The organism is Desulfovibrio sp. An276 (assembly GCF_002159665.1).
GTDB lineage: Bacteria > Desulfobacterota > Desulfovibrionia > Desulfovibrionales > Desulfovibrionaceae > Desulfovibrio > Desulfovibrio faecigallinarum.
This window is the reverse complement of record NZ_NFJC01000015.1, coordinates 31836-57705: the sequence shown is the minus strand read 5'-3', so window position 1 is coordinate 57705 and position 25870 is coordinate 31836. Positions and strand designations below refer to the sequence as shown.

The 25870-nt window shown below is 46.3% G+C and carries 39 protein-coding genes and 1 tRNA gene; 10 read left to right on the top strand and 30 right to left on the bottom strand.

The annotated features are described in order from the left end of the window. Positions 1 to 21: 21 nt before the first annotated feature. The 22 genes from B5F76_RS07805 to B5F76_RS07695 all read right to left on the bottom strand — a co-directional run bounded on the left by B5F76_RS07805 (position 22) and on the right by B5F76_RS07695 (position 12761). Positions 22 to 561, bottom strand: a complete 540-nt coding sequence (locus tag B5F76_RS07805; RefSeq protein ID WP_087353018.1) for a hypothetical protein — start codon at positions 559 to 561, stop codon at positions 22 to 24. A 96-nt stretch (positions 562 to 657) separates the two neighbouring features. After that, positions 658 to 1242, bottom strand: coding sequence for a hypothetical protein (locus B5F76_RS07800; protein ID WP_087353017.1), 585 nt, complete (start codon positions 1240 to 1242; stop codon positions 658 to 660). 134 nt (positions 1243 to 1376) lie between these two features. Beyond that, a complete protein-coding gene (locus B5F76_RS07795; protein WP_162608755.1) occupies positions 1377 to 1769 on the bottom strand; it encodes a hypothetical protein in 393 nt (130 codons plus the stop codon). Between the two features lie 75 nt (positions 1770 to 1844). Next, on the bottom strand, positions 1845 to 2243 hold the full coding sequence (locus B5F76_RS07790) for a hypothetical protein (RefSeq protein ID WP_087353013.1): 399 nt from the start codon (positions 2241 to 2243) through the stop codon (positions 1845 to 1847). Between the two features lie 178 nt (positions 2244 to 2421). After that, positions 2422 to 3018 carry a hypothetical protein gene (locus B5F76_RS07785; protein ID WP_087353010.1) on the bottom strand — a complete coding sequence of 199 codons (597 nt, stop codon included), beginning with the start codon at positions 3016 to 3018 and terminating at the stop codon, positions 2422 to 2424. A 420-nt stretch (positions 3019 to 3438) separates the two neighbouring features. Beyond that, positions 3439 to 3714 (bottom strand): hypothetical protein, encoded by a 276-nt coding sequence (locus B5F76_RS07775; protein WP_087353006.1) that lies wholly within the window; start codon positions 3712 to 3714, stop codon positions 3439 to 3441. Further along, positions 3704 to 4345 (bottom strand): hypothetical protein, encoded by a 642-nt coding sequence (locus B5F76_RS07770; RefSeq protein ID WP_087353004.1) that lies wholly within the window; start codon positions 4343 to 4345, stop codon positions 3704 to 3706. Before B5F76_RS07770 ends, B5F76_RS07775 begins: the two co-directional genes overlap by 11 nt. Before the next feature lie 16 nt (positions 4346 to 4361). Then, positions 4362 to 4886, bottom strand: a complete 525-nt coding sequence (locus B5F76_RS07765; RefSeq protein ID WP_087353002.1) for a hypothetical protein — start codon at positions 4884 to 4886, stop codon at positions 4362 to 4364. Further along, complete coding sequence (locus B5F76_RS07760; protein ID WP_144268420.1) at positions 4874 to 5128, bottom strand: hypothetical protein; 255 nt, start codon at positions 5126 to 5128, stop codon at positions 4874 to 4876. Before B5F76_RS07760 ends, B5F76_RS07765 begins: the two co-directional genes overlap by 13 nt. 72 nt (positions 5129 to 5200) lie before the next feature. Beyond that, on the bottom strand, positions 5201 to 5668 hold the full coding sequence (locus tag B5F76_RS07755) for a hypothetical protein (protein WP_087352998.1): 468 nt from the start codon (positions 5666 to 5668) through the stop codon (positions 5201 to 5203). Beyond that, a complete protein-coding gene (locus tag B5F76_RS07750; protein ID WP_087352996.1) occupies positions 5652 to 6191 on the bottom strand; it encodes a hypothetical protein in 540 nt (179 codons plus the stop codon). The genes B5F76_RS07755 and B5F76_RS07750 overlap by 17 nt, the downstream gene beginning before the upstream one ends. Continuing rightward, a complete protein-coding gene (locus tag B5F76_RS07745) occupies positions 6191 to 6688 on the bottom strand; it encodes a hypothetical protein (RefSeq protein WP_087352994.1) in 498 nt (165 codons plus the stop codon). The genes B5F76_RS07750 and B5F76_RS07745 overlap by 1 nt, the downstream gene beginning before the upstream one ends. After that, positions 6681 to 7154 carry a hypothetical protein gene (locus B5F76_RS07740; RefSeq protein ID WP_087352993.1) on the bottom strand — a complete coding sequence of 158 codons (474 nt, stop codon included), beginning with the start codon at positions 7152 to 7154 and terminating at the stop codon, positions 6681 to 6683. Before B5F76_RS07740 ends, B5F76_RS07745 begins: the two co-directional genes overlap by 8 nt. Continuing rightward, complete coding sequence (locus tag B5F76_RS07735; RefSeq protein WP_087352991.1) at positions 7147 to 7596, bottom strand: hypothetical protein; 450 nt, start codon at positions 7594 to 7596, stop codon at positions 7147 to 7149. Before B5F76_RS07735 ends, B5F76_RS07740 begins: the two co-directional genes overlap by 8 nt. Positions 7597 to 7697: 101 nt before the next feature. After that, a complete protein-coding gene (locus tag B5F76_RS07730) occupies positions 7698 to 8381 on the bottom strand; it encodes a hypothetical protein (RefSeq protein WP_087352989.1) in 684 nt (227 codons plus the stop codon). Between the two features lie 25 nt (positions 8382 to 8406). Next, positions 8407 to 8862, bottom strand: a complete 456-nt coding sequence (locus B5F76_RS14490; protein WP_144268419.1) for a hypothetical protein — start codon at positions 8860 to 8862, stop codon at positions 8407 to 8409. A gap of 964 nt (positions 8863 to 9826) precedes the next feature. Further along, complete coding sequence (locus tag B5F76_RS07720) at positions 9827 to 10192, bottom strand: hypothetical protein (protein ID WP_087352985.1); 366 nt, start codon at positions 10190 to 10192, stop codon at positions 9827 to 9829. 14 nt (positions 10193 to 10206) lie between these two features. Continuing rightward, a complete protein-coding gene (locus tag B5F76_RS07715) occupies positions 10207 to 10440 on the bottom strand; it encodes a hypothetical protein (protein ID WP_087352983.1) in 234 nt (77 codons plus the stop codon). Positions 10441 to 10485: 45 nt separating this feature from the next. Beyond that, a complete protein-coding gene (locus tag B5F76_RS07710; RefSeq protein WP_087352981.1) occupies positions 10486 to 11088 on the bottom strand; it encodes a hypothetical protein in 603 nt (200 codons plus the stop codon). A gap of 10 nt (positions 11089 to 11098) precedes the next feature. After that, positions 11099 to 11593, bottom strand: a complete 495-nt coding sequence (locus B5F76_RS07705) for a hypothetical protein (RefSeq protein ID WP_087352979.1) — start codon at positions 11591 to 11593, stop codon at positions 11099 to 11101. Between the two features lie 23 nt (positions 11594 to 11616). Next, positions 11617 to 12198: a hypothetical protein gene (locus tag B5F76_RS07700; protein ID WP_087352976.1), complete on the bottom strand. Its 582-nt coding sequence runs from the start codon at positions 12196 to 12198 to the stop codon at positions 11617 to 11619. Between the two features lie 2 nt (positions 12199 to 12200). After that, entirely contained in the window at positions 12201 to 12761 is a 561-nt protein-coding gene (locus tag B5F76_RS07695; protein ID WP_144268418.1) for a hypothetical protein, read from the bottom strand. 52 nt (positions 12762 to 12813) lie between these two features. Here B5F76_RS07695 and B5F76_RS07690 point away from each other — a divergent pair, with 52 nt between their 5' ends. After that, the gene (locus B5F76_RS07690; protein WP_087352972.1) at positions 12814 to 13275 is read left to right on the top strand and encodes a deoxycytidylate deaminase; all 462 of its coding nucleotides are present in this window, start codon (positions 12814 to 12816) and stop codon (positions 13273 to 13275) included. A 1007-nt stretch (positions 13276 to 14282) separates the two neighbouring features. Here B5F76_RS07690 and B5F76_RS07675 read toward each other — a convergent pair. The 5 genes from B5F76_RS07675 to B5F76_RS07655 form a co-directional block, all read right to left on the bottom strand. Then, on the bottom strand, positions 14283 to 14462 hold the full coding sequence (locus B5F76_RS07675) for a hypothetical protein (RefSeq protein ID WP_087352968.1): 180 nt from the start codon (positions 14460 to 14462) through the stop codon (positions 14283 to 14285). After that, complete coding sequence (locus B5F76_RS07670) at positions 14459 to 14812, bottom strand: hypothetical protein (RefSeq protein WP_087352966.1); 354 nt, start codon at positions 14810 to 14812, stop codon at positions 14459 to 14461. The genes B5F76_RS07675 and B5F76_RS07670 overlap by 4 nt, the downstream gene beginning before the upstream one ends. Before the next feature lie 351 nt (positions 14813 to 15163). After that, on the bottom strand, positions 15164 to 15397 hold the full coding sequence (locus B5F76_RS14485; protein ID WP_144268417.1) for a hypothetical protein: 234 nt from the start codon (positions 15395 to 15397) through the stop codon (positions 15164 to 15166). Positions 15398 to 15457: 60 nt separating this feature from the next. Beyond that, on the bottom strand, positions 15458 to 16255 hold the full coding sequence (locus tag B5F76_RS07660) for a phage antirepressor N-terminal domain-containing protein (protein ID WP_087352962.1): 798 nt from the start codon (positions 16253 to 16255) through the stop codon (positions 15458 to 15460). A gap of 12 nt (positions 16256 to 16267) precedes the next feature. After that, positions 16268 to 17608, bottom strand: a complete 1341-nt coding sequence (locus tag B5F76_RS07655) for a hypothetical protein (protein ID WP_087352960.1) — start codon at positions 17606 to 17608, stop codon at positions 16268 to 16270. 222 nt (positions 17609 to 17830) lie between these two features. Between B5F76_RS07655 and B5F76_RS07650 the strand changes: the two genes are divergently transcribed. Further along, the gene (locus B5F76_RS07650) at positions 17831 to 20098 is read left to right on the top strand and encodes a hypothetical protein (protein WP_162608754.1); all 2268 of its coding nucleotides are present in this window, start codon (positions 17831 to 17833) and stop codon (positions 20096 to 20098) included. A 685-nt stretch (positions 20099 to 20783) separates the two neighbouring features. On the opposite strand, the gene B5F76_RS07645 is transcribed toward B5F76_RS07650, so the two are convergent. After that, complete coding sequence (locus B5F76_RS07645; RefSeq protein WP_087352956.1) at positions 20784 to 21197, bottom strand: hypothetical protein; 414 nt, start codon at positions 21195 to 21197, stop codon at positions 20784 to 20786. A 393-nt stretch (positions 21198 to 21590) separates the two neighbouring features. Here B5F76_RS07645 and B5F76_RS07640 point away from each other — a divergent pair, with 393 nt between their 5' ends. The 8 genes from B5F76_RS07640 to B5F76_RS07610 all read left to right on the top strand — a co-directional run bounded on the left by B5F76_RS07640 (position 21591) and on the right by B5F76_RS07610 (position 24975). Then, entirely contained in the window at positions 21591 to 22118 is a 528-nt protein-coding gene (locus B5F76_RS07640; RefSeq protein ID WP_087352953.1) for a hypothetical protein, read from the top strand. Beyond that, positions 22108 to 22575, top strand: a complete 468-nt coding sequence (locus tag B5F76_RS07635) for a hypothetical protein (protein ID WP_087352951.1) — start codon at positions 22108 to 22110, stop codon at positions 22573 to 22575. The genes B5F76_RS07640 and B5F76_RS07635 overlap by 11 nt, the downstream gene beginning before the upstream one ends. A 63-nt stretch (positions 22576 to 22638) precedes the next feature. Further along, positions 22639 to 22851, top strand: coding sequence for a hypothetical protein (locus tag B5F76_RS14855; RefSeq protein WP_087352949.1), 213 nt, complete (start codon positions 22639 to 22641; stop codon positions 22849 to 22851). Beyond that, a complete protein-coding gene (locus B5F76_RS07625; protein ID WP_087352948.1) occupies positions 22811 to 23713 on the top strand; it encodes an SPFH domain-containing protein in 903 nt (300 codons plus the stop codon). Before B5F76_RS14855 ends, B5F76_RS07625 begins: the two co-directional genes overlap by 41 nt. Before the next feature lie 66 nt (positions 23714 to 23779). Continuing rightward, positions 23780 to 24166, top strand: a complete 387-nt coding sequence (locus B5F76_RS07620; RefSeq protein WP_087352946.1) for a hypothetical protein — start codon at positions 23780 to 23782, stop codon at positions 24164 to 24166. Next, positions 24136 to 24540 (top strand): hypothetical protein, encoded by a 405-nt coding sequence (locus B5F76_RS07615; protein ID WP_144268416.1) that lies wholly within the window; start codon positions 24136 to 24138, stop codon positions 24538 to 24540. Before B5F76_RS07620 ends, B5F76_RS07615 begins: the two co-directional genes overlap by 31 nt. 1 nt (position 24541) lies before the next feature. Beyond that, positions 24542 to 24715 (top strand): hypothetical protein, encoded by a 174-nt coding sequence (locus B5F76_RS14850; RefSeq protein WP_162608753.1) that lies wholly within the window; start codon positions 24542 to 24544, stop codon positions 24713 to 24715. A gap of 168 nt (positions 24716 to 24883) precedes the next feature. Beyond that, positions 24884 to 24975 (top strand) — tRNA-Ser (locus B5F76_RS07610). 155 nt (positions 24976 to 25130) lie between these two features. Here B5F76_RS07610 and B5F76_RS07605 read toward each other — a convergent pair. Together B5F76_RS07605 and B5F76_RS07600 are read right to left on the bottom strand one after the other, a co-directional pair. Further along, positions 25131 to 25316 (bottom strand): hypothetical protein, encoded by a 186-nt coding sequence (locus B5F76_RS07605; protein ID WP_087352940.1) that lies wholly within the window; start codon positions 25314 to 25316, stop codon positions 25131 to 25133. A gap of 6 nt (positions 25317 to 25322) precedes the next feature. Beyond that, positions 25323 to 25811 (bottom strand): hypothetical protein, encoded by a 489-nt coding sequence (locus tag B5F76_RS07600; RefSeq protein ID WP_087352939.1) that lies wholly within the window; start codon positions 25809 to 25811, stop codon positions 25323 to 25325. Positions 25812 to 25870: the final 59 nt, after the last annotated feature.

Sequence of the window (25870 nt, the reverse complement as noted above, 5' to 3'; positions counted from 1 at the left end):
GCAATAATGCGCTTAAGCAAATTACCGGTGATTCAGCAGGAAGTCCTTGATGGCTATCGCCAGGCGTTCTTTCAGAGTATCCATTGTGGTTGCGTAAGCGCACAGTGTATCGTTGAACCCACCACTCGCTTCGAACTCAACCACACCAGAATCAAGTCGATACCGAACAGTCACATGTTCATCTAGCCCAGTGTAGCTGAAATCTACCCATCTGAACGCGCAGCCACCGTCTATACACTTGTTCAACTCGTCCAGATCCTCTTTCGTCTCGTACTCAATGACAAATGATTTTCCTGTATCGGGTGCGCTGCATATGATTTCTATCTTGTACCCGATACTTTTGGCCCATTCGAAAAACCTTATCCTGACAGCGTCATCACCGATAAGGCCATCAGCCTGTTCGAATTCGTTAGCCAGTGGTTCAACTACCTTGTCTACCAGGGTGATGGACAAATTTTCTACCGCGTCGGACACCGTTTTTCCAGCGCCTGCGTGAATCACCCCGCACAGGTTGAATACTACCACCTGGGTATTCTTTGTACTTGTCGTTTCTATAATCATTGATGGTCTCCTTTTGTTATAGTTTTCAAGGTATTGGCTACATTGCGAATACCATATCCTTATAACAAAAAGAGGCCATGTTTTTGTAATGATTATTCAACGAAGCGTAACGAGATTATCTAAAACGTAATCCTTCACATCATAGGCAATTGGAACCCAAAGTTCGCAGCACTTGTTACTCTTGGCGCCTATGTATGTTCTTTTCTTGTCAAAGACCTCTATTTCGTAGCTTGGATTGTAATGTGTTTCATCACCAGTGTTGAAGGTTATCTTCAAAGTGTCATCGTTCTGGCACCGTATCAGGCTTACAGCTACGAGAGTATCATGTTTTTCCAGGCGACCGAGAATTACCCCTCTCCCTGTATCATTATGGTAAAAGAATGAGTCATCCCAGCCACTAGGCTTTTCAAATACGAGATCTACCGTCCAGCCGTTGTCTATAGATTTTTCGCAGAACTCAACAAGGTAATCTACCATGCTGAGCATGTACTCCTCAGAGCGTACGCATTTGAATGCGTCCATATTTTTGAAAGACATATCCACGATATCGTGGGCTATAGATATAGCAAGACCATTTGCTGCCATTGATATTTTGTCGCTTTCTGCATACAGGTCGTAGCCACACGTTTTGAATCTGAGAGTATATTTTGTATTGTCTGCGTTGCGTTCAAGTGTAATCATAGTGTTAGCTCCAAGTTTGAATTTGTAAAACGGTTTGCTTGGCATGAAGATTAGCATGGGCTAAAAACAAAGGCAACCACCTTGGTCACGTCTTGAGTGACGCAGCCTTGGTGGTTGCCTTTGTTTTTCATCTGTTATTCCGTCACAACAGGGTTGAACGGGATGAAGGACTTGAAGAACCATTCTGGATTCTTTGGACGAATATCGTCGCAGCATGCGACGACACGCGGGTCCATTTGGTCCTTTTCGGTGTAATATATCTGTGCCATATTGTCGGCGTAGATATCCATCTGGTATATTTCCTGTTTACCAGAGCAGATGATGAAGGAGTAGATGATAGCCACTCCGTCTTTCCGGGTGCAGAGGCTATCGTAGGGCATACGTCGGATCTTCATATTTTCAGGAAGCCACCAGCAGCGGGGCCACTGGTATTTGTTATCATTGTCACTGCTGAAGATAGCAGCAGTGAATCTGTCGGCTATGAAACCCATGTAATTCTTATTAAGATTTTTCATAACATCCTCCATGCAGAAGTTGGCGCCAATCAGAAAAACCCAGGGGACACACCGGCGCCATGTTGTGTATCCCCTGGGTGTCAGCTGCTACACCTGCGAGAACGAGGTGCAGCCGACAATTTGACCTGCGCTGTTGCGCACAGCGTGCGCGACAACGAATAGGTCGTCTGTGGAACGGCCATGCGCTTTGGCGGCGCTGGCCGTGATGAAGCTGACCACGTAGCCGTGTCCTGCCTGGGGTTCAGGAAGATCCACTGGTTCGTGGTAGCTCATCCTGAGCACTTCGAAGATTACCTCACAGCCATCGACTGCGAGGTCACCAACCACTTCCTCCCGTTGTGTGGCACGAGCCACACCTTCGGAAGGAAGGGTCAAAAGCGGAGAGGCATCATCACTTACGAGAGTGAAGACGCCTCTCTTGTCGCAGGTAACGTGTTCGTAGGAGAACACGTTCACTGCGTGTGGTGTGATGTTGTGTAAAATCATCGTAACCTCCTTGGTTACAGGTTTCGGGAGAACAACCTACATTTCTCCCTTCATAATCTTATAACAAAAACGACCCCCGAAAATTGAATTTTTGTGCCAACCATCTGGTTGCCGTTTTTTGGTATGCTAAAAAATAGGGGAGCCACACATAGTGCGACTCCCCTCGGACAAGTTCGTGCTAGAGGTCAACGACCTCAGTCACGAACTTGTCTGCGAGCGCCCAGGCCACAAGGGCCGGAAGACGCTCATCCAACTGCAGGATCACCTCGGAAGGTGTCCTGCCCTGTGCCATGATACCACGGAACTCGCCGTGGCTAACAGAGCACAGATAAAACCCTTCATTGGGATACCAGTGAAGGGTCAGGGATGTTTCCTTATCCGCAAGGGTTAAGGAAACATCTAGGAGATTTGTAGTGGACTTGAGGTCCTCTACAAATCTCTCAGTGTTGCTAGGGGATAACCAGTATTCCCTAGCAACGTTGTCGCCCTCGTCCCTGAGTTCGAAATTCAGAGACGAGTGCATCGGGTCGCAGAAGCCTGCCATCTCATAGCAGACTTCTTCCGCATCACAATGAGACTTGCTCATTGCGATACGGACCAGTGTCTCCAACCCGCGAGACACTGGTGAGATGAACTTGCGGCCAAGCTTGATCGCGAGTTCAGCGCAGGCGGCTGGGAAGCGATATGCCTCCCCGCAAAATTCAGACTCGCCAACCTGCATGGCGAGTCTATACTGAGCATTGCCGCTCCCAGGGCGGGTTGTGATTGTTAACATAATGCCACCTCCAATGGTTAATGGTTAAACAACACAACAAGAAGGAATACTTACATTTCTCCCTTCATAATCTTATAACAAAAACGACCCCCAAAAATCTAAAAAATAAAGAGGCCACACCTAAGCGCAGCCCCCAATAAAGTTATCCTACTATGTAATTAACTGTTATGTTCTATTATATAATTCTCAAGGAACATCCTGTACATACTGTCTTCGAACTCGTACCATGTATCTCCACTGGCAGTCATATATAATCGACCATTCAACGTTTTTCTATTGACAAACGTTGAAAAGTACCTCATTCGCCAACACTCCTTGTCGAAGCTCTTGATGGTGAATTGTACGTCAAAAAGATATCTGTCGTTATCAATTTGGAAAAGTACAGCGTCAATCCTTTTCTTATCGAAGACCGCAAATGAACTACGCCACATCGAGCATTTTTTCAGATTGGTGCACCTCCACAAGGTATTCACGCTCTGCTGCTTTGTTTACAACTTCTGTAAGTGATTGTGGATCTCTGTGTGCGTTGCAAATAATGGGCAGTGTGTTTTTCAGACCACCAAAGCATCCGTCGGTAATATCAGTTAGGAGATTCTTTACGGTGTCCTTGATGGCTTCTGGAAGCAGATGTCCGTAACCAGTGAATGTTCGCTTGCCGAGAGTCAGGTCGTACCTTTCTTGTGGATTACTTCCCACCTTCAAGTTTCCCCTCAAGTGTTACGAGCATCTTTTCCATAAGTATTTTTGACACACCATCGACAAGATTATAAAGAGACTCACTTCTGATGCCACATGGGTTTGCATTACCGTTTTGTTTGTAATTAAACATAAATACTTTATTATATGTGCCTTCGAATTTATTCTCAGTATACATAAGTTCTAGGGATACTTCCTCGTCATCATCGGTATTAATACTAAATCTAATAGCATGTAGCCATTTTTCACCATGTAACACAGATAGCATAAGATCGTTTATAGAATCAGAATAAACGTTAACACTTTGTATAGGACTATTATTTGATTCTATTACGAGATTAACATTAAATTCATAGTCACATACTCTCCTACATAAATTCAAAGTATCTTCAGGATGTGTGGTAAAGCACTTCATACTATCAAAGGCTTTATCAAATGACCCACCAAGTTTATCCATGAATACTTTGATCAACTTGTTGGCGAGATCATTAATAGCTTCGATAGTTGTGCGGCCAGTCCCAACAAGCTGTCTGTTACCAATAAACCATTGAACGGCTCTGCCATCAAAGTATCCGAAACTATTAGTAGGCTTTACCGCCTCCATAGGTATGCACGCACTAACTTCATTCATATTCTCTTACCTCCGGCTAATTGAAAGTAGCATTTTCAATAAGTCGACGATTCTTCCTCACATAGTCAAAACCGTCGATAAACCGCTTGTTTCTCATAACGCTTACGAGTGACCCCATATCCCACTCCACCGAGGCCAGCAGGTCGTCTGTCTTCATTTCGTCAATGCGATTGCTCTCATACAGCAATTTGCAGTTGAGATCCGGGTTGATGGTGGACTGCCAGTCGAGCGAGATGGTGATATCCTCACACGAAAAGTGGATGTCCCGTATGATATATCCGTCTTCCTCTACCATTTTCACGTTTGAGTAGAAGAGTGTTATGGCTGTTGGCCACGGCTCACTGCTTTCGTTCTCAACGTTGGCACTGGCAGCCTCAATACCTGTCATCGGCTCGAACGGTTTGTTTAGGAACTCAGGTATCCTGAATGTCTGAAACGCGTATTCAGCGTGCGCTGCTTCCTTACCAGGTTTGCAGTAGCGTACAGTTACTTCCTCAAGCCCGGGAACATGGTTAACCCACCAGTCTTCTACAAGTGCCATTCTTTATCTCCTCTGTCATACATGGCGCGAACCTCCGGGAATACGGTCATTATGATATCGGTCGTCCGTACACGCAGATTAGTTTTAGTCTCGTCGATGAGTTTGAAAGCCTTTTCGAATCTGTCGGCGGGTACGTCGTGTTCATATGTATCGTCCAACACGTTGTGCAGTGTGGCACTGCTGCAGTCAAACTCTTCGACGAGTTCCAGCAGCGCGTCTCGCAGACGTTCAAGGTCACTCAATGTGGACTCCTTGTTAATTACTAACATAGTAGCGCTTAAGTGTTAAAGTCTTGCTTAATCGCTACTATGTTATCAGTTATCGTGTTCCAAAAGTTGCCAGTTGTTATGCAGACGCTCTACCAGTTTGCGCACTTCACTGGATTTCAGAAACATGTCCAGGTCCCTGGCTCCAAGACGCATATGATTGAGAACACTAGCAGGATTCTCGGTGATGTCTTGTGTGCCACCGAGTATTAGCCCCTTGAGCTTGTCGCCATCTCTGACGAACCCTATGTCGCACAAACCAAGACCGAAGAAGACTTCCTTCACCAGGTAACCACGACATTCAGCCTTTTTGGCAACAGAATCAAAGTATCTGGGCTCTACCTTGTTACTTCCCAGCTTTATGTCGTAGAACCAGGCATCATCAGGTTTATTGTGGATAGTGTAATCCAAATCTATATTTGATTCAATACTTATTGGAGGATTGTCACCGTCTGGATTTTCATACATTACTGCAATACTTTGAAACACGCAAGATGCCCTAATCTCTGCTAGCATTATACCCCCTACGCATATACTTGTACATTTCTTTGTACTTAAATATCGATCTATCCCTGCGTATAGCGTCGAGGATAGGAATAAGTCTGCCATCCATAAGGACACTTTGAAGCTCGGCGGTATCTATGACGCAACGATGGACAACATCGTACATCGGCATAGAATCCGTTTCGCCCTCATCGAGCCCGCCACCAAACACAATCTTCGCCTTGAATGGCGGATCGCAGAGCACAATGCCTACGCTTATGTTGCTGCACCCGAAGTGAGCGGCCTTGAGCTTGAATCCAGCGTTTTCTATCATCTCCGCAAGAGGTTCGAAAAGAGCGAGTGTCGTGCTCTCGTACGATTCGTCCGGAGTCGCGCTCAGGAAGAACTCCTTTTCATGGTCATCCATCTCCGGGACAGGCATGAACATATCCTCGTCGCAGATCCATGTACCAACTACCCTGCGCTCCCCATCGTCTCTCAGGAATTCCAACTCTACTCGCATTATGTGGTTTATCTGCAAAATGTCATCAAGCATCACCTGCTCCTGAACAGAGACCTGGTTTTCATAACGTTGGTGAAAATCTTGTTGAAGTACTTATCATCCATTACTTTGATGAGGTCCCACATACGGAAGGTAGATGCTTGGAGCACTTTCCCGTATTCGAGATTTCTGACAATTTTCTCGTTGAGAGAACCGTTTACGAATATCTCCGGGTCGTGTTTGCCCCAGTCTATTCCTACTTCGAAGCTGCCAGCATGGAAGGATACCTGAGACACAATGTAGGCGTTGTCCTCGAATATCCGTGCCAGGTAATCGAATTGATTATAATGCACATCGTCTTTGAACGTTTCTATTTTTATAGCGTCCAACTCAGATTTCACCTTATCAGACAGTTCGGGTAGATCGTTGAATTTCGCCTCGTTAGGGATAAATGCCGAAATGTACGGAAGATCGTCAAAGTCGGCGTCATCCCGATAGTAGTAGCACTCTATTCCTGTAACGAGGTCAATGTTCACGAGCTTATCAATCATATGGCAGACTCCTCTTCTCCATTATGCCAGTCACGATGTCTTGAAAGACACCATCGTCCATTATCTCTATTATTTCTTCGAGCACTGTCTTTGATATACTGTACTCGTCCTTGGGGTTTTCGCTCATCCGGTCCTTGTTGAATGTGATGCGCGGCCCACTTGCCGAGAAGACAACCTTGATGGAAACCCCATCGTCCGTCATAAACTGAACTTCATCCAGCCTGTATTTTTCCTGTTCCAGCCTTGCCGTCACAAAATCGAAGCGCCACGGTTGTACTGCTGGACCAAGGCAGTCAAGGTCGCACTCCTTGACGATATTCCACTCCTTCTCGCTCCAGTGATCGTTTATTTTTTCCTCGTCCTTCTCTGTAAAATGAGTATGGATGAGTTTCTTCTTTCTGTCTTTTGTACTATAGATAGCATATACACGGGTTATCTCCGGTACGTCAATGAGTCTCTCAATCACGTGTCAATCTCCTCGTCTCGATTATCTCATTGATATTTTTTTCAAATGTGTAGCAGCACAGCAGGTACTCCAACTGATGCGACTGATACTGCAAATCAGGGTAGTCTGTTGCGTTACCTCCATAGAACAGTGAAGGCTTTCCATTCTCCCACTCAATAGAAATACAGTTCTTATTCATTGTTACACTCATCCCCACCAAATCATATCCTTCTGTCTCAAATCTGTGAGCCAGAGCAGCAAACTCACGAGTGATAACCTTTCCCTTGATCTTTTTGAGGCTGTATTTTGACACCCTCTTCAGGTCTTTCTGTGTAGGCTCCTTTTCCTCAAACAGAGGGAGAAACTTGGTGTAGAACATCACGAACTTGTCAGTGCCTTTCTTTTGGTAGGTAGCGCGAGCACCGTTTATGACGGTAAAGTTGCGAAACAGTTCTGTAATCATGGTGGTAAAAAATATGACGTGTTTATTTCGTGCGTATGTGTGGCATACCCTGACGAGAGGCATACCACACATACGCACTGGTTTATGTGCGGAGGAATTGGTTAGACGAGGGTTATCTCAGTTGTGAATGTCCCATAGGATCCAGGCTTCGGGCTACCTGGACGCCAGTCGCACAGACCGGTCATGGCTCCAGCAAGGTCAAATATACGCTGGAGATTATCTTGTGTAAGCTTGCTTACATCTTCATCAAAAACCGTAATTGTTCCCTCAGCGACCCAATTACGAAACATGGGCCTGACACGCACATGTTTCGACCTTCCGATCACAGCTCTTTTTACGAACAGCTCGAAGCCGTGGTCTGTAGCAAATTGTACATGATCTTGGAAGTTGTTATTAGTTGTAAGAGGTCTCAGGTCATCCCAGCTAAGTTGCTGTCCGTTGATCATAAACTTGAATGCGACACCATCGACGACAAGACCATACTGTGTCTGCTTCTTAAAGGTCTCCTTACCCCTGCCAGTCATCATTTTGGCACCAGCTTCTCTCAGTGTGGACATAATGCAATCTGAATCCATGACCACATAAGGATCAACCTGCGAGTCGCCGTACAAGCACCCAATCCACGTCCATGCAGGAGACCTGTCGTCACCAGCAATGGAGAACTCTTTGTTTTGTGGATCACGTTGCCATGCCTTAACAGTTTCAGAAAACTTCAGATTGTCACGATGCATAAGCAAAGGTGCCTTAGCTGTGAGCCTAACGAAATACTGCTTGGGATTAGCCATACCAAATTCTCCTTTTATTGAATAGTTATATTTCGGGAATTGCTTGAGGACGCTTGAATGCTTCATTTATAGCGAAGAATGCAGCTCTTTTTTGGATTTTCGTAAGCGCTTCGCGTTCAGCATCGGAAAGATTTTTAACTTCTATTTTGGTCGCTACCATAGTAGCTTTTGCGGCCATCTTCGTCGCCGATGTCAGTTTGTCTGATGCAAGACAGAGTTTTCCGCTATCGGACAATATTACAAGAGCTTGACCCTTGTGAGTTCCCATAATGATATCTGTTGTCTGCTCCACCTCCTTTCGCCATTTATTGGTAACTGTTCTGAAACGTGACGTTCTTGGGGGCTCACCAATTACTAGTGATATTTCCTCATAGGTAATTACCCGTCCAACAGTAAGAGTTGATACTGGAAACTTCTCCAGCAGCTTTTTTACATCAGGTTTTGTTGGTATACCTCCATGGTATACAGATACGTTTTCCATAGCAGTACCCCATAACTGTCTGTTTTTTGTATAGCTTCGTTTCACGCCAAACCCTACCCAACCGGGCAGTACCGTACCTCACCATACCTTACCCGACCGAAGTCCACACCGAACCGCACCAGACCCGACCCAACCGCACCCAACCCTACCAAGCCCCACCGTACCATACCGATCCAAAGTCCACACCAAACCCAGCCAGACCGCACCTAGCCAGACCATACCGGGCCATACCATACCGGGCCATACCGAAGTCCATACCTTGCCGCACCAGACCCGACCTTACCATACCTAACCTGGCCATACCCGGCCTCACCGAACCGTACCGAAGTCCATACCTCACCGAACCGGACCAAACCCGACCTTACCACACCTAACCTGGCCCTACCCGACCGAACCGAACCGTACCGAAGTCCAAACCATACCAAACCGTGCCATATTCAACCTAACCTTACCTAACAGGACCCTACCGGGCCATACCTGACCGAACCGAGCCATGATCCATACCTCACCATACTCGACCGGACCGAACCATACCGAGCCTAACCGAACCGGACCGATCCATACGGAACCACACCAAGATCCGCACCGAACCTTACCACACCAAGCCACACCTGACCTGACCGTGCCCAACCTGAATCTACACCGAACATGGGTCCATACCATATCAAACCTGACCAAACCCTGCCGTACCCAACCGAGCCAAAGTCCATACCGTACCAAGTCATACCATACCCAGCCTAACTTTATCTAGCCAAGATCCATACCGTACCATACCGCATCGTACCTTACCCGACTCTACCGCACCCAACCGTACCGAAGTCCATACCATACCTGACCTCACCGAGCCTAACCCTACCGAGCCAAACCCTGGCAAACCCTACCGCGCCAGGCCAAGAAGATAATTATAACGCATAAGCTATACGTAAACAGACATATCCTTATAACAAAAAACACCCTCAAAAATTTAATTTATAGTAGGCTTCCTGAAGTATATCCCACGCAAGCTGTAAACTCCGAAGTTATGGTTATAGAAAATGCCTCCGCCTTCATCAGTATCACCTTCTGATTCCCCTACTCTCAGAAACCTGTACTCTTCGGGGTCAAGACTATTCATAAATTCCTCCATAAACTGAGTTTCCGGGAAATCCTCGTACCACTTTACACTTTCCCAGTAGTAAAGCTCATTTCCATCATAGTCTGTGAAATGCTTGTATGGGTATTTTATGAAATTTAGTTTCTCACTTTTCTCATCAACGTTGGCGATAGCTTTCTTCAGTTTCTTGACAGCAGAAGGTGCCAGCACCAGTGCGACATCAGAATAGTAACCCACCGCTTTTCCTCCTCTTAGTCAACAGGAATGGCTTCCCAGTTGTCCACCATCGGATCAAATTCACTGGTCCAAGCTGAAGCCTCGTCAGCATTGCCATCGTAGAATAACGCGGACCCATCTCGTCCCACGATGACAGTTCCCCGGTACCCATCTTCGCCTTCATATGGATACTTGCTGAAGAGGGTAACCGAGTTCATAAAATACGACTCACTATTGTATTCAGCTCCGAGAAGCTTAACACTTTCCATACCGAACCTCCAGTAGTTTGATTGTCCGTAACAGTGCAACGTTGTCTAAACTGTAAGAATTTTCTCGCCAGTCATGGTGAACAGCTTGCTTGCCATGTATTCGGCAATCTCAATAGAAAGCCTGCTCTTGAGTTTTCTGTGACTATCACCTACAGACTGAATGATAGTGTCATCGATATCTTTTATTGCTACCACAGGAGTTTCGTTCTCACCACCACAGTAACCGCATTCAATAGAGTAATTGACATCAGCAAGATCCATCCCTATCGTTACTTCCGAGACATAGGATTCTGGACATCTTTTCTGAATACTAAGCATTTGATCGTACCAGTCATTATTCTGAGTGTCCACAGCCTCATACTCAAGCAAATCCGTACCAGTTGTTATGTTGAAATTAAGATACCTATCATCAGTAAACGCAGACACTACATCATAAGTATTTAGAAGTATTTTAATTGTCCCTTCATCAGAAAGTTTTTTACCGGAGATATTGTTGAGAACATCTAGACAGCTGAAGCAATAATTATCGTATATTGTGTCAGCCAGATCTGGTATTGCAAGTCTAATGTCTGTACCACTACCGATAAACAATTTGTCACTACCAAGGATAACGAAAAATCTGTTTGGCGCTTTCACTATTGTAATCATGTTACATATCCTATATATTTACAGTTGGTATCCCGTACGGATATATTTTCCCCAGAACTGCAGATACAATTTTAAGTCTGAAATTGTCTTGCAACCAACCATAACCATTACAAAAGTCTGTCTTTATGTTTCCATACTCAAACATGTAACAGCAATTAGTTTTTATAGTCAGACTTACTAGAGGTGCTGTGCAAGTTACAATTTGCACCTGTATACTCTGTGATGTATCTTCACGGTTAATAATTTTAGGTATTATCTCCTTATCAACATCATTGTATGTCTTGTCAGCTTTAACGTGGACCGGATACTGTATATTATTCAGACATATCTGCGCTTCACGCTCGGCATCGTTGTAAAGAGCGTGAATAAAATCAAGTCCACCCTCTATGACAGGACTTGCGAATCTTGTGAGTACCTGGTCGCAAAAGTCGCATAGTGTGGTAGCAATCCAGGTATGACTTGCCCATATCTCCTCGTCACCGAATTTATCATATACGGTGAACATGAAGGCTTTCCTATTGATCGTTATCATAGTATCGATACCTTTCTTATTTTTGCGAATGACCTGTCCGCTGCATACTCAAGTAAACCTGTGTATATGCTGTAGATTTGACTAGATAGCTCAGGTTCTCCAATATTTGCCACAACTTCATTCTTGCCTGGATACACGTTTGCTATTATCCCAAGCCTGTACGGGGTGGCGTATACTCGTAACTCATCAAGAAAGAGATACGGGAGCGCTATACGTTTATGTTCATCGTCACCATCACCAAGAAGTTCGAGCACTTCCCAAACAGCATCCTTGGTTATTCCAAAATGAGTAGGAGCATACCCTGACTCATTTTCTTCATACACAATTATTCCAGGCTTCAATTTTCCTGTGAAGATTGGTTCATTTTGGGGAACAGTGTTTTCCAGTATGCAAGACATCAAATTTTTTAGATTATCTTTATCTTCCTTTGGAATGAATTTGTGTATGTCCTCCGCAAGATCATAGAGAGTCGATGATACAGAATAGTTATACTGTGTCCAGCGATTATCTCCAATATTTGCTGTAACTTTGAAAAACCGCTTGTCTGCGTTTTTTATTTTTTCTACTGTCAGTATCAATGCTATATCTCCAAAATTCGCTCACCCCTTGATGTTACCCTATCAAGAGCATAGTAAATCGTATTGTCACACAAGTTCTTCACAAGGTCTTCTGTAGATTGGTCACTTATAGCCCAAATCTTGTTTGTCCTGTCATTAAGCTCAATGTACATGTAGTTGTGTGATACCTTGAGTTCAAGTATTACGCCGCTAGTGCTGCGCAATATAGCGTACTGCACGTGATTCAACCCATTCATTCTAGTGACTGTCTCAAAGTTCTCTTCTGTCACCTCAACGGTTTCATCACGATTTTCGTTGTAATTCCGATACTGTATAAATAGTTTGAAACCTGCTGGTATCATATCGACGAAGGATTCTATCCTGTCCTGGTTGTACCTGTCTGCTGATACCCATTTGTAGAATTCTTTCAGGTAGCTGGTATTTGAGTACACAAATCTGTTGGCGACCTGGTATACGATATCCCTAAGCAACTCAGACACAAGGTTAGGTTGCCCTCGATCCTGCACACATGCGTCAAAAGAAAAATAGTTGATTTCCATTCCCGCAGAAATCTGATTATCCACTAATCTGCAAAAGCTTATCATACAACACTACACCTCAAAGGAGTCTTTTCTTATGCGAACCGATTGGAACACTTATTTCATGTCCATTGCCAAACTCGTTGCCACACGCTCAACCTGTGTTCGTCGTCAGGTTGGGTGTATCCTCGTCAAGGAAAAGCGTATCCTCGCCACTGGGTACAACGGAGCGCCGTCAGGACTGGCGCACTGCGAGGATGTTGGTTGTCTTCGTCAGCAGCTGAACATTCCTTCTGGTGAGCGCCACGAAATCTGTCGTGGTGTGCACGCCGAACAAAACGCATTGATTCAGGCAGCACGCTTCGGTGTGCCTATTGTCGGCGCTGATCTGTACTGTACGACCATGCCTTGCACCCAGTGCATAAAGATGCTTCTTAACGCTGGAATTTCTGAGGTCTACTGCTCTGATTCTTACCCTGACGATCTTGCTGTGGAGATGCTCAAGTCTGCCGGGAGGGTGGTGCATTTCATAGGCACCTCAGAACATACCGCTGCCTAAGCACTCTTGCCTTCCCGTAGTGTCCTTCCAACACTTCTGCGTTGGCTGGAAACTTGAGCCTGAGAATGATCATTCTGCCAGTGCTCTTGGAAAATCTCTCCGCCTGTTCGATGTCTATCCAAGCTCGGACAGGCGGCTCTATTCCACCGGACCTGAGATACTTGTTCAGCTTTTTCAACGTTGTAACGTGATAGACTACCATATGGCTACCTGTCTTCGTGTGAAAGTGAGGCAAGATATGCGGCATACCCAATGCAAAGTATGACATCAGGTAGGGTTACAAAACTCAGCCCTCTTGTCTCTTCTGGTGACAGCCATCGTAAACTTTCTGGCAGTATGATATGCAGAAACCATACTGCTGTGATTATCAACATTGATATCACAAAGAATTTCAGAAAAATTTTTGCCATGTGAAACTCCATTTTGAGGTGCGCAGGCGAAACTCACGCACAAACCAATGCCTGCGCACCCCTTTGTCTATGATCTACTTCCTACGCTTACCTCCTTTGTAAAGGATATCCACTACACGAACACCGGCGAGCTGAACATTAGCTTCACCGTGGCCTCCGCAATATGGGCACGGCTTGCCATCTACGCGGCCTTTTCCGTGGCACACCGAGCAGCGAAGCCTGAAAACAGCGGCGGCGATTTCTTTTCTTGAACTCATATTGTTCCCTCCTTCGAAATTCTTCTATCAATTTGTCATGTTCTTTTATCCAATACTGCATAGGAAATACTTCAGTATACGTATAATCAAGCCATCTATACTTAAAGACAATAATAGAAAGTATTAGTGATAATCCGAGTACTATAACAAGCAAAATTATAAAATCCATTATACCTGTACCACGCTGCAACTAACCCCTATGATTTTTTTATTACCAAAATGCTGCTGCAACGCCTTCTCGCGAGCAGCGTCCGCGCTGACAGCCTGTACACGAATAGCCACACATGTGGCGTGAATATCGTGTACAGGAACATTTATGATTACTACGTATTCAGCCATCTCACTTCACCAAAATGATTATCAATTCTGTAATATTGAATGCTGACAGGATGATAACCCATCTGGAGAGCCAGTCTGATTCTCCTTTTCTGTTGATTTGAATGCGTCTGACAACTGCAAGTAGCATAAGCACTATACTAACGAATGCTACCAGCATCAGCATGACTGTTGTGTCTGTCACTTTCGAGCCTCCTCCTCTTGTACAGGATTACCAATTTTCTCAAGGAATTTCTCGGAAGTTTCTTTGTCAGTAAGATCAATTGTTGTCATATGTAGTGCCCCATCCTCATCGAGATAAGCGACCAGAGTCTTATTTGACCCATAAAAGGCAAGCATATCTCTATACATATCTCTGTACGAGTTTATTGCCTTGGCAGACATGTCTCGATACCCGTCTATTGCCTCATGCATTACCTCTCGCAGAGCTTTCATATCCTCTACAGCTTTGCTCATAATTCTGTCTGCACACACGAAGCTGACTACAACAGCTACCGCCATGGTGCAAATAGCAATGCAATCAAGTGTATTCACAACTATTTCCCCTTTGCCAACAGAAGTATGTCTATCGCGCATGGATAGCACAGAGACTTCTGCTTGCCATCAGTGTACTTTGTTGGCAGAACAACGTCGGCAAACTCGGCGCCGCATTCCTCACACAGGGGCAATTTTCTGTGGTCACTTGTCTTGCCAGAAGATCTCCATCCCATTTCAACAGCCAGCCTTGCTTCGCGCATCTTGCACCAGGGACCACAAGCTTTTCCCTCCAGGTGTTTTCCAGGACAGAAAATGCGAAATCCGTTGGCACATGGCTCACTATCCCAGCCGGAGTGTTCGGCGATGTATGCAGCCACATTGGCTTCGAATGCGGCTGCTTCGAGTATATCACCAATCATAATCTCTACTCTTTTTATTCGGGTTATTGTTTACGAAATATGCAATGGCACCAAATATAACTATAATATCAAGCACAGTTGCCAAACCGCTAATAGCGTGAATATCTTCAACAGACATCCAACGCATACTTTGCGGCAATACTGTATGCCATAGGGCCATTAAGGTGGAAAATCCTGCTAATCCTATAACTATACAAAGTATAATTTTTGACAGTTTGTACATCTCTTTAGCCTTAGCGGTTGCGGCAGAAAGTGACTGTCTTCTGCCGCAACAAGATTAACTTTAGACGTTCTGGTTGATAATTGACTGTAGTGTATCAACCACTGATGAGTACCACTTCAGTTGAGTTACAGGAGTACCTTTGCTGTGCCGTTTGCCCACATCAAGCATGGTACATATTGGACTTCCCTTCTCTGTCGGCTGCCACATACCATTGATCTTTCTCTGGTAGCCATGTTGCTGGAGAAGGCTGTTCACGTCTCTTGCTTTCATAGGAGGAACAAGATCCTCTCCGATCTGGGTTGGAGTGAGCATCACCTCTTTCCTCGGTGCTTCCAGAGCCAGGTTGGCTTCTTGTAGCGCAGATGATCCAGTTACGCTCCGGTAGATACGGTCCAGAGCTATAGTCATCTGATTACCTGTCAGGTTCGCTGACTCAAAGACTAGTCGAGCACCATCAATATAGTCTGAAACAGGTCGGACAACGTTTGCTTGTACTGTTGAGCGAACAGCCCTCCCTTCGTTCCAGTATTTCCAGAGCACGTCGTCGCACTCGTTCTGATACTGAATGAGTTTCTCTCGAAGGTTTGCTTTAACCCTATTCGCATTGATGCTGTACAAGAATCCAGTCAGTTTTCTGACAGGTATACATAACATCTCGCGATTCTTACCATCTTTGGCAACTATGGTGATAAGACCACAGTTGAAATGAGGAGTGTTCCTGAGTTTTTCGGATTGGTTTTTCCAATCCAGCCCAAGGTTATCTACGATAGGTTTCACCGGAGCGTACGGTTCCCCGTCATATTCAACGCAATAAATAGTGTCCGCATGAAACGGAACTGACTCTAATTGATTGTTCATACAAAAACTCCCTCACCACATCTTCCTGTTCGAGTACAAATTTGCGCATAGCAGTAGGTCTTCGGCAGCTGCCGGCACGCACACCGATTTCACGGGAATAATCAGCAACTTCCTGATTTTGTCCGCCATTGTCTTTTTGTCACTGAAGCTGCCCTTGTGGATCTCGTAGTAGCTCAGGGTAAGCCTGGTCACATCTTTGAACCTCTGTACCGGGAATACTCCGAATATCTGTGTTCTCGGAGGAGCGGATGTCTGTGGCCTCGTGTAGCAGGTTAGACTGACGTTTGGGAGCATTGACATGAATGCCATTCTAGCTTCAAGACTAACCTCATCAGCAGCAAGCAGTTTCTGAGCCCAGTCCTTCACCAGACCGCATGGGTCTTCTTCTCCTATCAGCGAGTAGCACACACAGTCTGTCATTGTGTTCCAGATGTGGTCGTGATGAGATCTCCAGTACGTCCTGTCGTTGCCAAACTTCGTGCCACTGAAATATGTTATACGGAATTTGCTCGACATTGGCATGCGCTTGAGCATTTCATTGCTGGCGCAGTTGTTGCGTATAAACTCTGTCGTCAGCTTGAGAAGCTCAAGATTGGTCTCATAACTCAGTGTGCACAAGTACTTGCACAGGTACTGCGTCCAGGGAACCAATACGCACGCATCCTCCGGAAACTCATCGAGAAACTCGTTTAGTTTTCCCAACGCAATATTAACCCCTCTCCCTCGTCGTATCGTATCATTGTCCAATACCTCCTTTAGCCAATCGCCTCGCTCGTTGGCCAGGTTTCGCATCTCGTCAGGCATACTGTTCTTGGGCATGATCGTGTACGTCCTTCGAAAATACGCGTCAGTTGCCTGAAAGTGTCTCGACAGCTCCGATGACGTTCTTGGTTTACCCGGAGCCTCGACTGTTTCCCACCGTTTGACAGACGATTTACTCACCCATTGCTTGATGTTCAGCCCACGTCTGTCCATGTTGTCTATCAGTTCACCCACGGAGGGGTACCCTGTATAGGTATACATGGACAACAGGGCTTTCGCCAGAATACGCGGGTCTCTCCACATAGCCTGGGGCAAGTGTGAAAAGTAGAGGCCATCTGCCAGTTTCCTCAGTACCTCGTCCCTGAACACCTCCTTTACGTTGTCGAAGGCCAGTCTTCTCAGATCCTCGTCTGCTGCTTGTGCCTCCAGTTCCCTCTCCTCGTTTTCTTCTTTCACTCTCTCGTTCCAATACGTGGCCATCCTTTCTTCATAGTCTGTATCATCGACTTCCTCCTCGAATCCACCGTACACCGAAGCGTCAAACTTGAGCGCTTCCACTGGTGTAGGCGGTCTTCCACGTTTTTTCTCCATAAAAAACCTCCGGGCAATATGCCCCCAATAAATACATATACTTATAACAAAAATGGGGTCGATTTTTCCGATTCACCGTGGCCTCTCCACACAGCATATTTTTGGTAACGAATTTACCGCCGGAGAAGGACACAAAACATGTTAAAAAAATCAAATGCTTCCGATGCAGCAGTATATTGGGCGAACCGACTCACTCGTCGTGGTATGCGTATCTTCAACCATATGGGAAACAACACCGCAGACCTGGCAGATATGGTCAATTCTCAGATTGCAGCATACAGGAAAGAAAATGGACAAGACAAAGATGATCGCAAAAAGGCGCCTATTGGCACAAAACAGCGCTTAAACGCGCTCAACAAGACTGGTGTCGAGATTGATCCGCGTGGATCGGTTACTTCTCCGGCAATGCAGGGCGTCAATATGCCCAAGCCCATGGAGGAGACCAATTACGCAAAGGAGACTCTCGGTAACGAGCAGATGGCAGATGCCCTGAAGAACAGGGCCAACGGGTTGAAGAAGCCGAAGGCTGTCTCTTCGCCGCTCAAGACGCCTACCCTGCTCCAAGCGTCAATCGTAAAGCAGGGCGCTGCCGGAAAGCCCGAAACCTTTGCCGAATACCTCATCAACCACGTCCTGCCTTCGGATATGCATGTGACAACGCAGCTTGATAAAAAGCAGACCGAGGTTCTCCTCATAGAGGTTGCCCGCAAGCATCCGGACCAGTACGACAAGGTTGTCAGTGGTCTCAAGCGTCTTGGTGACACATGGTCCACCTACGATCCCGTCACTATGGGCATAGAGGAGATCTCTACGCCCAACAAGGCAAAGCGTGACGCTATTGTCAGAAAATACCAGGCTCAGCTTGAGAAGGACCTCAAGAAGGGTGACAAGCAGACAATGCTTACCCATCTGGAGGCGTTTCAGAAAGAGTTGTCGCGAAACGACCTGGATGGCTCGAAAGATGACGCCAGCATCATGGTGAGCTCAGCTCTGACAGGCAACAAGCTGCAATTGATGAAGCTGCGTACAACTCCAGGCGTTGTGACAGACAATGACGATCATATCGTCCCCATTATTTTTCCCAAGAGTTATGCCGAGGGTGTGGACCCGATACACTTTTGGCTTGGCGCCGCTGAGTCCAGAAAGAACATTGCTGTAGGTCAGGTCAACACGGCCAAACCTGGTGAAATGTCCAAGATTATCTCGAATGTCCTAAATAGTGCAATTGTATCGAAGCGTGATTGTGGCACCATGCAGGGACTTGCTTTTCCGCCCAGGGACGACACCATTATCGGTCGCTATCTTGCCAGGGATGTGCCAGAGTGCAACCTCAAGCGCAATGACAAGATCACCGCTGACGTTCAGCAAGAGCTTCTCAGAAAAAAGGTACGGGAGATTATCGTCCGTTCTCCGCAGACCTGTGAGGCGCCAGACGGCTCTGTCTGCCAGCTGTGCATGGGTATGCGCAACAGTACGGAGAAGGACTACGAGATTGGTGATTCGGCTGGTCTTATCACGTCTGGCAATATAGGCGAACCCCTTACCCAGATGACGCTTTCTGCCAAGCATAGTACTTCACTGGCTACCGGTGAGGACAACAAGCTTCGCAAGGAAAAGGGTCTTCGCCAGCTTGTCGAAATGCCCCGCAACTACCCGAACCGCAAGGTTCTGTGCGAGGTAATAGGTACGATAGTGAACATTCGTCCAGCCCCTCAAGGTGGTCAGATTATCACTATTCGGCAGACTCGTCCTGTGCCCGAGCGTTATATTGTGTTTGGTACACCTACTCCACATATGGAGCAGCATTGGGACTACTATGTGTCACCGTCCCTGAAGCTTGCCGAAGGCATCAAGCGAGGGGCAGAGGTGTACCCTGGTATGGAGTTGTCCAACGGTGTGGATAACCTTCAGGACATCGCACGCTTGAGAAATCTGGGATTCACCCGTTCCGCTGCGGCAGAGAACATGTATCAGGTGTACAAAAACACAGGTCAGACCATGGACAGGCGTCACTTTGAGCTTTTGTCCAGGGCCGCCCACCCCTATGTTCGTATTGTCCGTGCTCCTGCCAGTGCAGCCTTTGTTCCTGGCGAGGTAGTCACTTATGAGGACTTTGTGCAGGAAGCAAAGAAGTTGCCCAGCATGGATGTTTCTGTGGCAAACGCTCTGGGCAAGGTTTTGGGAGAAGGAGTGCTCGACCTGACGGTAGGCACGGAGATAGACGCACAGGTGCAGAGGTATCTGACTGAACATGGAGTGAAGACTGTGAAGACGGTGAGCCGGTTGGAAGTGGCGCCGGAGACGTTGCCACTGAGCCGTGTGGTAAACCAGAGGAAGGACTGGATATCAGCATTGAATCACCGTTATCTGAAGAACCAGTTGATAGACGCGGCAACATATGGCAAGAAGAGTAACATACACGGTTACAATCCGATAACCGCGTATGCGTATGGCGCCGAGATGAGGCAAGGAACAGATGGTACTTATTAACACGACATCTGTGATACCACTCCTACTTGGCATGGTGCTGTGGTATAACATACCGATCCACTAGTATTCCCTAGAATAGTTTTTGGATCTCCTCTTATTTTTGCTCTGGCTGGAGAGATGACGTAAATTGTTGGAATGACCTAAAATTAGCAAAATATACAGAAAAAGAATTTGAAGAGTGATATTGACAGCTGTTAATTTCATCATTATTAAAAAGAGCAGGTGAGTGCAGCTAACACTCGCCTGCTCGGGTTGGCGCAAGCCCCGTGCCTCCCTAGTCCGACATAATAAAAGGCCAGATTAAGTTAGCAGCCCCAGTTGTTCTGCCAAACTACTGGGGCCGCATTTAAGTTTCTGTACTAGCCGAACAGCTTGAACAGCTTGATCAGCAGGCACAGTACGATAGCGATATCACCCAGACGGGCTTCAGCATGATGCCGCCTCCTTTGGGGCAGGTTTCACGCCTGTTTCGGAGAGGCGAAAAAAATCTACTCCAAACCGAGGCATAGATCAACTGTAAACTAACCCCCTCGCGTACGGCGCAGCGCGAGCAGCCTTCTCCCTGCGGAGCGGGCATTATGTGGCAACTGGGAGGTACTCACGGCCACACATTGGTGGATACTTCCCGCGCCAATTTACCAAAAAGGGTTTGACAGATTTTTACGTCTGCCAAACCCTTTTTTGTTTATTTGGGTGGTTTCATACCTAAAAGTTGGTACAGCTCTTCGGTAGGACTATAGAATCTTGTCCACCACTCATCCATATCATTATCTTCAAGGTATCCGGCATCGAACAGTTTTTTGATCAATTCTTCTGTTTCGTCAGCCATAGGCATGCTGGAGCCGTACCTGAACAGGTATCTGAGAACTGTCTTTTCATCGTCAGTAAGGTTGACTTCCTTTACCACTCTTTTTGACTTTGCATAGGCGTCAATAACTTTGAGAAGCTTGTTAGTAGGATGATCTTCGTACAGGCAGTCTTTCTTGATGAGTTTTGTGTACAGTGGGAAACCGACCATTTCCCATGATATGTTGTTGTCTTTTGAAATCCCAAGGGCCATGACAATCCTGTCAAGTTCATCATTTGTTAAACCTTCCATTGTGCACCTCTTTTATCAATATTGTATATAAATTTTAGGTTGTCCTCATCGCTTTGTCAACCGACTACAAGCCATACGGCATTCTTATTTATAAGCAATAGGAGGCTGTATGCCAAAAAGTTTTTATGACTTTAACGAACGAGAAGACTACACATTTTTTGTAATATCGTTCGTGATTTTTTACATCTCCTTCAGCATGGGTATTTTAACCTTCTGCAGTGGGTTTGATGGAATGTGGTTCAAGATGGTTGTCAGTGCGTTGTGTTGCCTCGGCTTGGTATAGCACTGCTTGACTTGAAACCGAAGGTGTACTATAGAACAATTTAACAATGGAAAGGCTGCTTACGATAGATACAGGGGGACATATCTAGGCGCCAGTGACGGAGCTTTACAATGCCCCTCGAAACGGAATCACATGTAAGTGACTACATTAAAATCCTGAAGGATTTTGGTCCACTTGCCGCAGCTGCGGGCGCTCTGACGTTGGCTCTTGGCTTCCATTATGTGAAGAGAAGTTACCTGCAGCGCACGCCACTTTATGTAATCGGCAATCTGCTTTTCTCGGCACTTATGGCAGCACTTCTCGTGCTGTGTGTTTTGTGTCTTGCAGAGTGGATACTTCCACCGCTCTCCCCCCGCCTTGAGCTCGGCATCGCGATGTTTATCGGTATTTTTGGGGTGAAGGGCATCGACTATGTGCTGAGGAGAAAGTGGAAGTTGAGCATAGTGGATCTGATGAACCCACACGATATCAACGAGATTCGCCTGAAGATGCCTATAGAGGCCAGACGACAGCATCTGGCGCAATGCCCGTTCAAGGGCGATGGCATAGATGGCGATTCATGCGCAAATGACAGCAGGGCCTGTTCCTGCGAAAAGTGTCCGTATAGACAACAGGAGGAAAACAAGAATGAAGGTTAAGCTTCTCGGTAGCAATGATTGCATGGCGGCGTTTGAGGAAGACATGCGTGCTCTCGGCCAGCACTCTCCATCCACAATCTGTGTGTATGACGTGGATTATGATCCGGAAAATGGTGCCGAGGGCATCGCTATCTTCTCGTTTGGCAATGGATTTGACATTGATCGTGTTAACATCGCCAATCGAATCGCTCCCCTCGGCGCACGCCTTGCTATCGAGACCTACAAGGAGTGCGAGAAGGAAGATCCTGAGCTGGGCGATGAAGCGCTGATGCATTTGTTCAGTATTGTCGAGGACGACGATTGTGAATGCAGCGGCAATTGTGACGAGTGTCCCGAAGCTGCCGAGAAGGAAGTGAAGGAAAAGGAAGAGCCAAAGGAAAAGGAACCGGACACAGACGAGAGGTTCGAGCGCCTTATGGCTGCCATGGATGACTTCATAAAGGGCTTCAGGAAGTAGGCTTTTGGTGCGGGAGTGGAACAATACCCGCTCCCGCTATTTTTATCTGGGGAGGTAATATCAATGCTGAGGCTATATTTCAAATATGTAGCCGTGGCCATAGTGTTGTGTTTTCTGGTCGGCTTTCTGCTTCCGTGGCTGCTCAGCGCAAAGAGTACACTGGCCGTATGGTTTGGTATAGCAATCATAATCTGCGTACCGGCAATCATCTATAAAAACAGGGAGGGAATAAAAGATGATATCCAGGCTGTTGAAGACCATTTCAAAGAGAAGTAATCTGCTTGTTATCCCGCTGCTCCTGCTCATGTGCTATGTTACGAGCGCATGTTCTCGTGTCGAGGCAGGATATGTGGGCGTCAAGGTCAATCTTCTTGGCGGCGACAAGGGTGTCGATTCAGAGGTTCTCGGTACAGGAAAATACTGGATTGGCTGGAACGAGGAGCTTTACCTGTTCCCGGTTTTCCAGCAGACCGTTGCCTGGACTGGCGAGGACAAATCCAGTGGCGCCTTCCAGTTTCAGTCATCAGAGGGCTTGTCTCTGTCTGCTGATGTGAGCATGTCATTTATTATCGATCCAGAGAAAGTGCCTGTGCTGTTTCAGACATATCGCAAAGGCATAGAGGAAATCACGGATGTCTACCTGCGTAATATCGTAAGAGACACGATGGTCCAGGCCGCTTCTAAGCGTACAGCTGAAAATCTCTATGGTGCGGGAAAGAACGATTTTTTGGCGGAAGTAAATGCCACAGTTTCGAAAAAGCTTGAGCCTATCGGCATCCATCTGGACTATGTAGCTATTATCGGAAATGTCTGGTTGCCTGAAAACGTCAAGCAGGCCATCGATGACAAGGTTCGCGCCGGGCAGCTTGCGGCGCAGCGCGAGACAGAAGTCGCTACTGCCAAGGCAGAGGCTGACAAGGCTGTGGCTGCAGCGGAAGGTGAAGCCAGGTCAAAGAGAGCCATTGCGGATGCCAACGCCTATGCCTTGCTGACAGAGGCCAAGGCTCAGCAGGAGGCTAACCGAATACTGGCCGAATCCCTGACACCAGAGCTCATCCAGTACAACACAATCAACAAGTGGGATGGGCAGTTGCCCAAGGTTACCAGCGATTCTGTGCCTATGTTGCAGATTAAGTAGCAGTAGGATTTTAGTGGCAATGCTTGCATACATATGCAGGCATTGCCTTCTCTTGGGGGAGGGGTAATGAAAAACTGGGCAAACAATTTCCTGGATTGGTTCACCACATTTATCGGTATCAACGCACATACGGAGCCTGAACCAGCACCAGAGACAAAGCCAAACAATAATTCGAAGTGGTGTCCTACAAGCGCTACTATCAGTTACTATCGTGTAAAGCGTATACCAGAGGATGACCTTTATCTGGTGTATGATCACGACAACAAGCTGTACAGTTCTTGTACACCTGAAGAGTTCAAGTGCAAGTATAACGTGTTTCCGCCTGAAGATATGGACCAGTTTGTTATGGGTCGTGTCGATACCTACTTTGTTATAGGACTTTTTCAGGTAAAAAGTGAGGATATTATCCAGGAGCAGGCAAAGTGGAAGTTCAGAATAACAACAGAGAAGTGATCGTATACCTGTTGCTTGATGAGAACAGTACCGAGAAGGCTGACCATATTGTCGATGTTCTTGGCAGGCGTTTTGGCTGGACAGTTACTGGCCCTGCCCTTGACGCCAGGTCTCCAATGGACACAAGCATAAACTACAATGCCTGGGCTATCGGCAATGTCCTCGAAGACGCATCCATGTGCGATATAGTTGTTCTCGATGATGACTATACGGACAGTGCAATTTACCACTCTCTAAAGGTTATGCTCGATGCCGTGAGTGTCTGTGCTCAAACATCCAGAAGCGGATATCACTGGTATATTATGACTCCACGATGCAAGAATATTGATATTCTGTATGTGAGCTCTGTCATTGGTGAGTCAAAAAAGAGGTAGTATGGAAAAATCACAAAAAGAATTCGAAAATTTTGTGGAAGATTCTAAAAAAGAGCTTGACAAACGACTGAAAGATGGTCATATTGCGCAAAGAGAATTTGTTGAAGCAACAGAGCATCTCAACAAATTGTCTGTCAGGGGGTCCAAGAACGTGCAGGATGGTTCCCCGTCGTAGCGTACAATAAGGTAGGTTTTTCTCCTTTTACTGCCTTGCCTGCCAAGTAACATAGCTCCGGGACATCCTGCACGTTCTGCTACAAATTTCCAATCCAAAAATTTCGCCCGACAGGGAGCTGGTTCACCTTTGTTACTGTTTATGGAGACTGTCGGGCAAACATTACCAGGAGAGTTGGCCGAGCTGGTTTAAGGCAGCGGTCTTGAAAACCGCCGTAGGCTAACTACCTGCCGTGCGTTCGAATCGTACACTCTCCGCCACACATACCTTGTCTCCTATGGTTTCCGTACCCTCCTCGTTAAGCGAGCACTGTAGCGCACACAGTGCTCGCTTTTCTATTGGCTAAAAAACAAGGGCGCCGCATCGTTGTTGGAGCAGCGCCCTTTTTTGTACTACTCTTTTAAGTATAAGACTTCTACCCCTTTTCAGAAAGAAGAGCATAATACTTTTTGGTTATGCTCTCGTATTGCTTCAGGATAGTTTCGTAATCCTTCGACAGCTGTTTGTTACGCCGCTTAAGGTCGACATTTTCGGAAATCAGCCTTATTTTGTCGAGAAACACACCAGAAATCCAATTCTTTACATCGTCAATAAATTGCATTTGTTCTTACTCCCAGGACACAAGTCCTTCAAAATCATCTTCGGTCAGCATATCAGTCGTGGCCCTCTTGCATTTCAGCATGGCTTCGATGAGGGGTCCCTGGTCAACCTTGCAGTCCACCACTGCGGTGTACTCCTTCCGAGATTTCGCCTTTACCGTGAATTTGGCCATACCGTGGTAGGGAAAGACAGTACCCCTTACCTGCTTGCTCACCTTGCCATCATCATCAAGGAACAGGCATAACACATTTATGGGCTCGGTCTTGTCGTACTTCTTGTCGAAGAATGTTCCCCAAATATCCATCATTTTAGGTCGTGACAACTTTTCCGGAGCCACAATTCGGTGAATGCAGATAGGCGTGACATGGATATCAATTATGCGTCTATGCAGCCCATCTACCTCTTCTTCGATCACATAGTCTATATTGTCGTGTTTATAGACTACGCTTACCTTTAAGTCATCATCATTGCCAGGAACTTTGTCAACTAGCTCCATTCTGGCTCTCCTCTGTAGGGTAGCGGCAAAATACATGCCGCTACCAATATTTTATTTCT

Bases quoted from the DNA above. Each gene is read 5' to 3' on its own strand.
- B5F76_RS07790 (WP_087353013.1), bottom strand. From the start codon at position 2,243: ATGATTTTACACAACATCACACCACACGCAGTGAACGTGTTCTCCTAC.
- B5F76_RS07800 (WP_087353017.1), bottom strand. From the start codon at position 1,242: ATGATTACACTTGAACGCAACGCAGACAATACAAAATATACTCTCAGA.
- B5F76_RS07640 (WP_087352953.1), top strand. From the start codon at position 21,591: ATGCCCCTCGAAACGGAATCACATGTAAGTGACTACATTAAAATCCTG.
- B5F76_RS07770 (WP_087353004.1), bottom strand. From the start codon at position 4,345: ATGAATGAAGTTAGTGCGTGCATACCTATGGAGGCGGTAAAGCCTACT.
- B5F76_RS07750 (WP_087352996.1), bottom strand. From the start codon at position 6,191: ATGCTTGATGACATTTTGCAGATAAACCACATAATGCGAGTAGAGTTG.
- B5F76_RS07690 (WP_087352972.1), top strand. From the start codon at position 12,814: ATGCGAACCGATTGGAACACTTATTTCATGTCCATTGCCAAACTCGTT.
- B5F76_RS07705 (WP_087352979.1), bottom strand. From the start codon at position 11,593: ATGTTCACCGTATATGATAAATTCGGTGACGAGGAGATATGGGCAAGT.
- B5F76_RS07655 (WP_087352960.1), bottom strand. From the start codon at position 17,608: ATGGAGAAAAAACGTGGAAGACCGCCTACACCAGTGGAAGCGCTCAAG.
- B5F76_RS07600 (WP_087352939.1), bottom strand. From the start codon at position 25,811: ATGGAGCTAGTTGACAAAGTTCCTGGCAATGATGATGACTTAAAGGTA.
- B5F76_RS07785 (WP_087353010.1), bottom strand. From the start codon at position 3,018: ATGTTAACAATCACAACCCGCCCTGGGAGCGGCAATGCTCAGTATAGA.
- B5F76_RS14490 (WP_144268419.1), bottom strand. From the start codon at position 8,862: ATGGAAAACGTATCTGTATACCATGGAGGTATACCAACAAAACCTGAT.
- B5F76_RS07795 (WP_162608755.1), bottom strand. From the start codon at position 1,769: ATGGAGGATGTTATGAAAAATCTTAATAAGAATTACATGGGTTTCATA.
- B5F76_RS07650 (WP_162608754.1), top strand. From the start codon at position 17,831: ATGGGAAACAACACCGCAGACCTGGCAGATATGGTCAATTCTCAGATT.
- B5F76_RS07755 (WP_087352998.1), bottom strand. From the start codon at position 5,668: ATGCTAGCAGAGATTAGGGCATCTTGCGTGTTTCAAAGTATTGCAGTA.
- B5F76_RS14850 (WP_162608753.1), top strand. From the start codon at position 24,542: ATGGAAAAATCACAAAAAGAATTCGAAAATTTTGTGGAAGATTCTAAA.
- B5F76_RS07635 (WP_087352951.1), top strand. From the start codon at position 22,108: ATGAAGGTTAAGCTTCTCGGTAGCAATGATTGCATGGCGGCGTTTGAG.
- B5F76_RS07625 (WP_087352948.1), top strand. From the start codon at position 22,811: ATGATATCCAGGCTGTTGAAGACCATTTCAAAGAGAAGTAATCTGCTT.
- B5F76_RS14855 (WP_087352949.1), top strand. From the start codon at position 22,639: ATGCTGAGGCTATATTTCAAATATGTAGCCGTGGCCATAGTGTTGTGT.
- B5F76_RS07715 (WP_087352983.1), bottom strand. From the start codon at position 10,440: ATGGAAAGTGTTAAGCTTCTCGGAGCTGAATACAATAGTGAGTCGTAT.
- B5F76_RS07620 (WP_087352946.1), top strand. From the start codon at position 23,780: ATGAAAAACTGGGCAAACAATTTCCTGGATTGGTTCACCACATTTATC.
- B5F76_RS07765 (WP_087353002.1), bottom strand. From the start codon at position 4,886: ATGGCACTTGTAGAAGACTGGTGGGTTAACCATGTTCCCGGGCTTGAG.
- B5F76_RS07730 (WP_087352989.1), bottom strand. From the start codon at position 8,381: ATGGCTAATCCCAAGCAGTATTTCGTTAGGCTCACAGCTAAGGCACCT.
- B5F76_RS14485 (WP_144268417.1), bottom strand. From the start codon at position 15,397: ATGTACAAACTGTCAAAAATTATACTTTGTATAGTTATAGGATTAGCA.
- B5F76_RS07645 (WP_087352956.1), bottom strand. From the start codon at position 21,197: ATGGAAGGTTTAACAAATGATGAACTTGACAGGATTGTCATGGCCCTT.
- B5F76_RS07805 (WP_087353018.1), bottom strand. From the start codon at position 561: ATGATTATAGAAACGACAAGTACAAAGAATACCCAGGTGGTAGTATTC.
- B5F76_RS07660 (WP_087352962.1), bottom strand. From the start codon at position 16,255: ATGAACAATCAATTAGAGTCAGTTCCGTTTCATGCGGACACTATTTAT.
- B5F76_RS07745 (WP_087352994.1), bottom strand. From the start codon at position 6,688: ATGATTGATAAGCTCGTGAACATTGACCTCGTTACAGGAATAGAGTGC.
- B5F76_RS07710 (WP_087352981.1), bottom strand. From the start codon at position 11,088: ATGATTACAATAGTGAAAGCGCCAAACAGATTTTTCGTTATCCTTGGT.
- B5F76_RS07605 (WP_087352940.1), bottom strand. From the start codon at position 25,316: ATGCAATTTATTGACGATGTAAAGAATTGGATTTCTGGTGTGTTTCTC.
- B5F76_RS07735 (WP_087352991.1), bottom strand. From the start codon at position 7,596: ATGATTACAGAACTGTTTCGCAACTTTACCGTCATAAACGGTGCTCGC.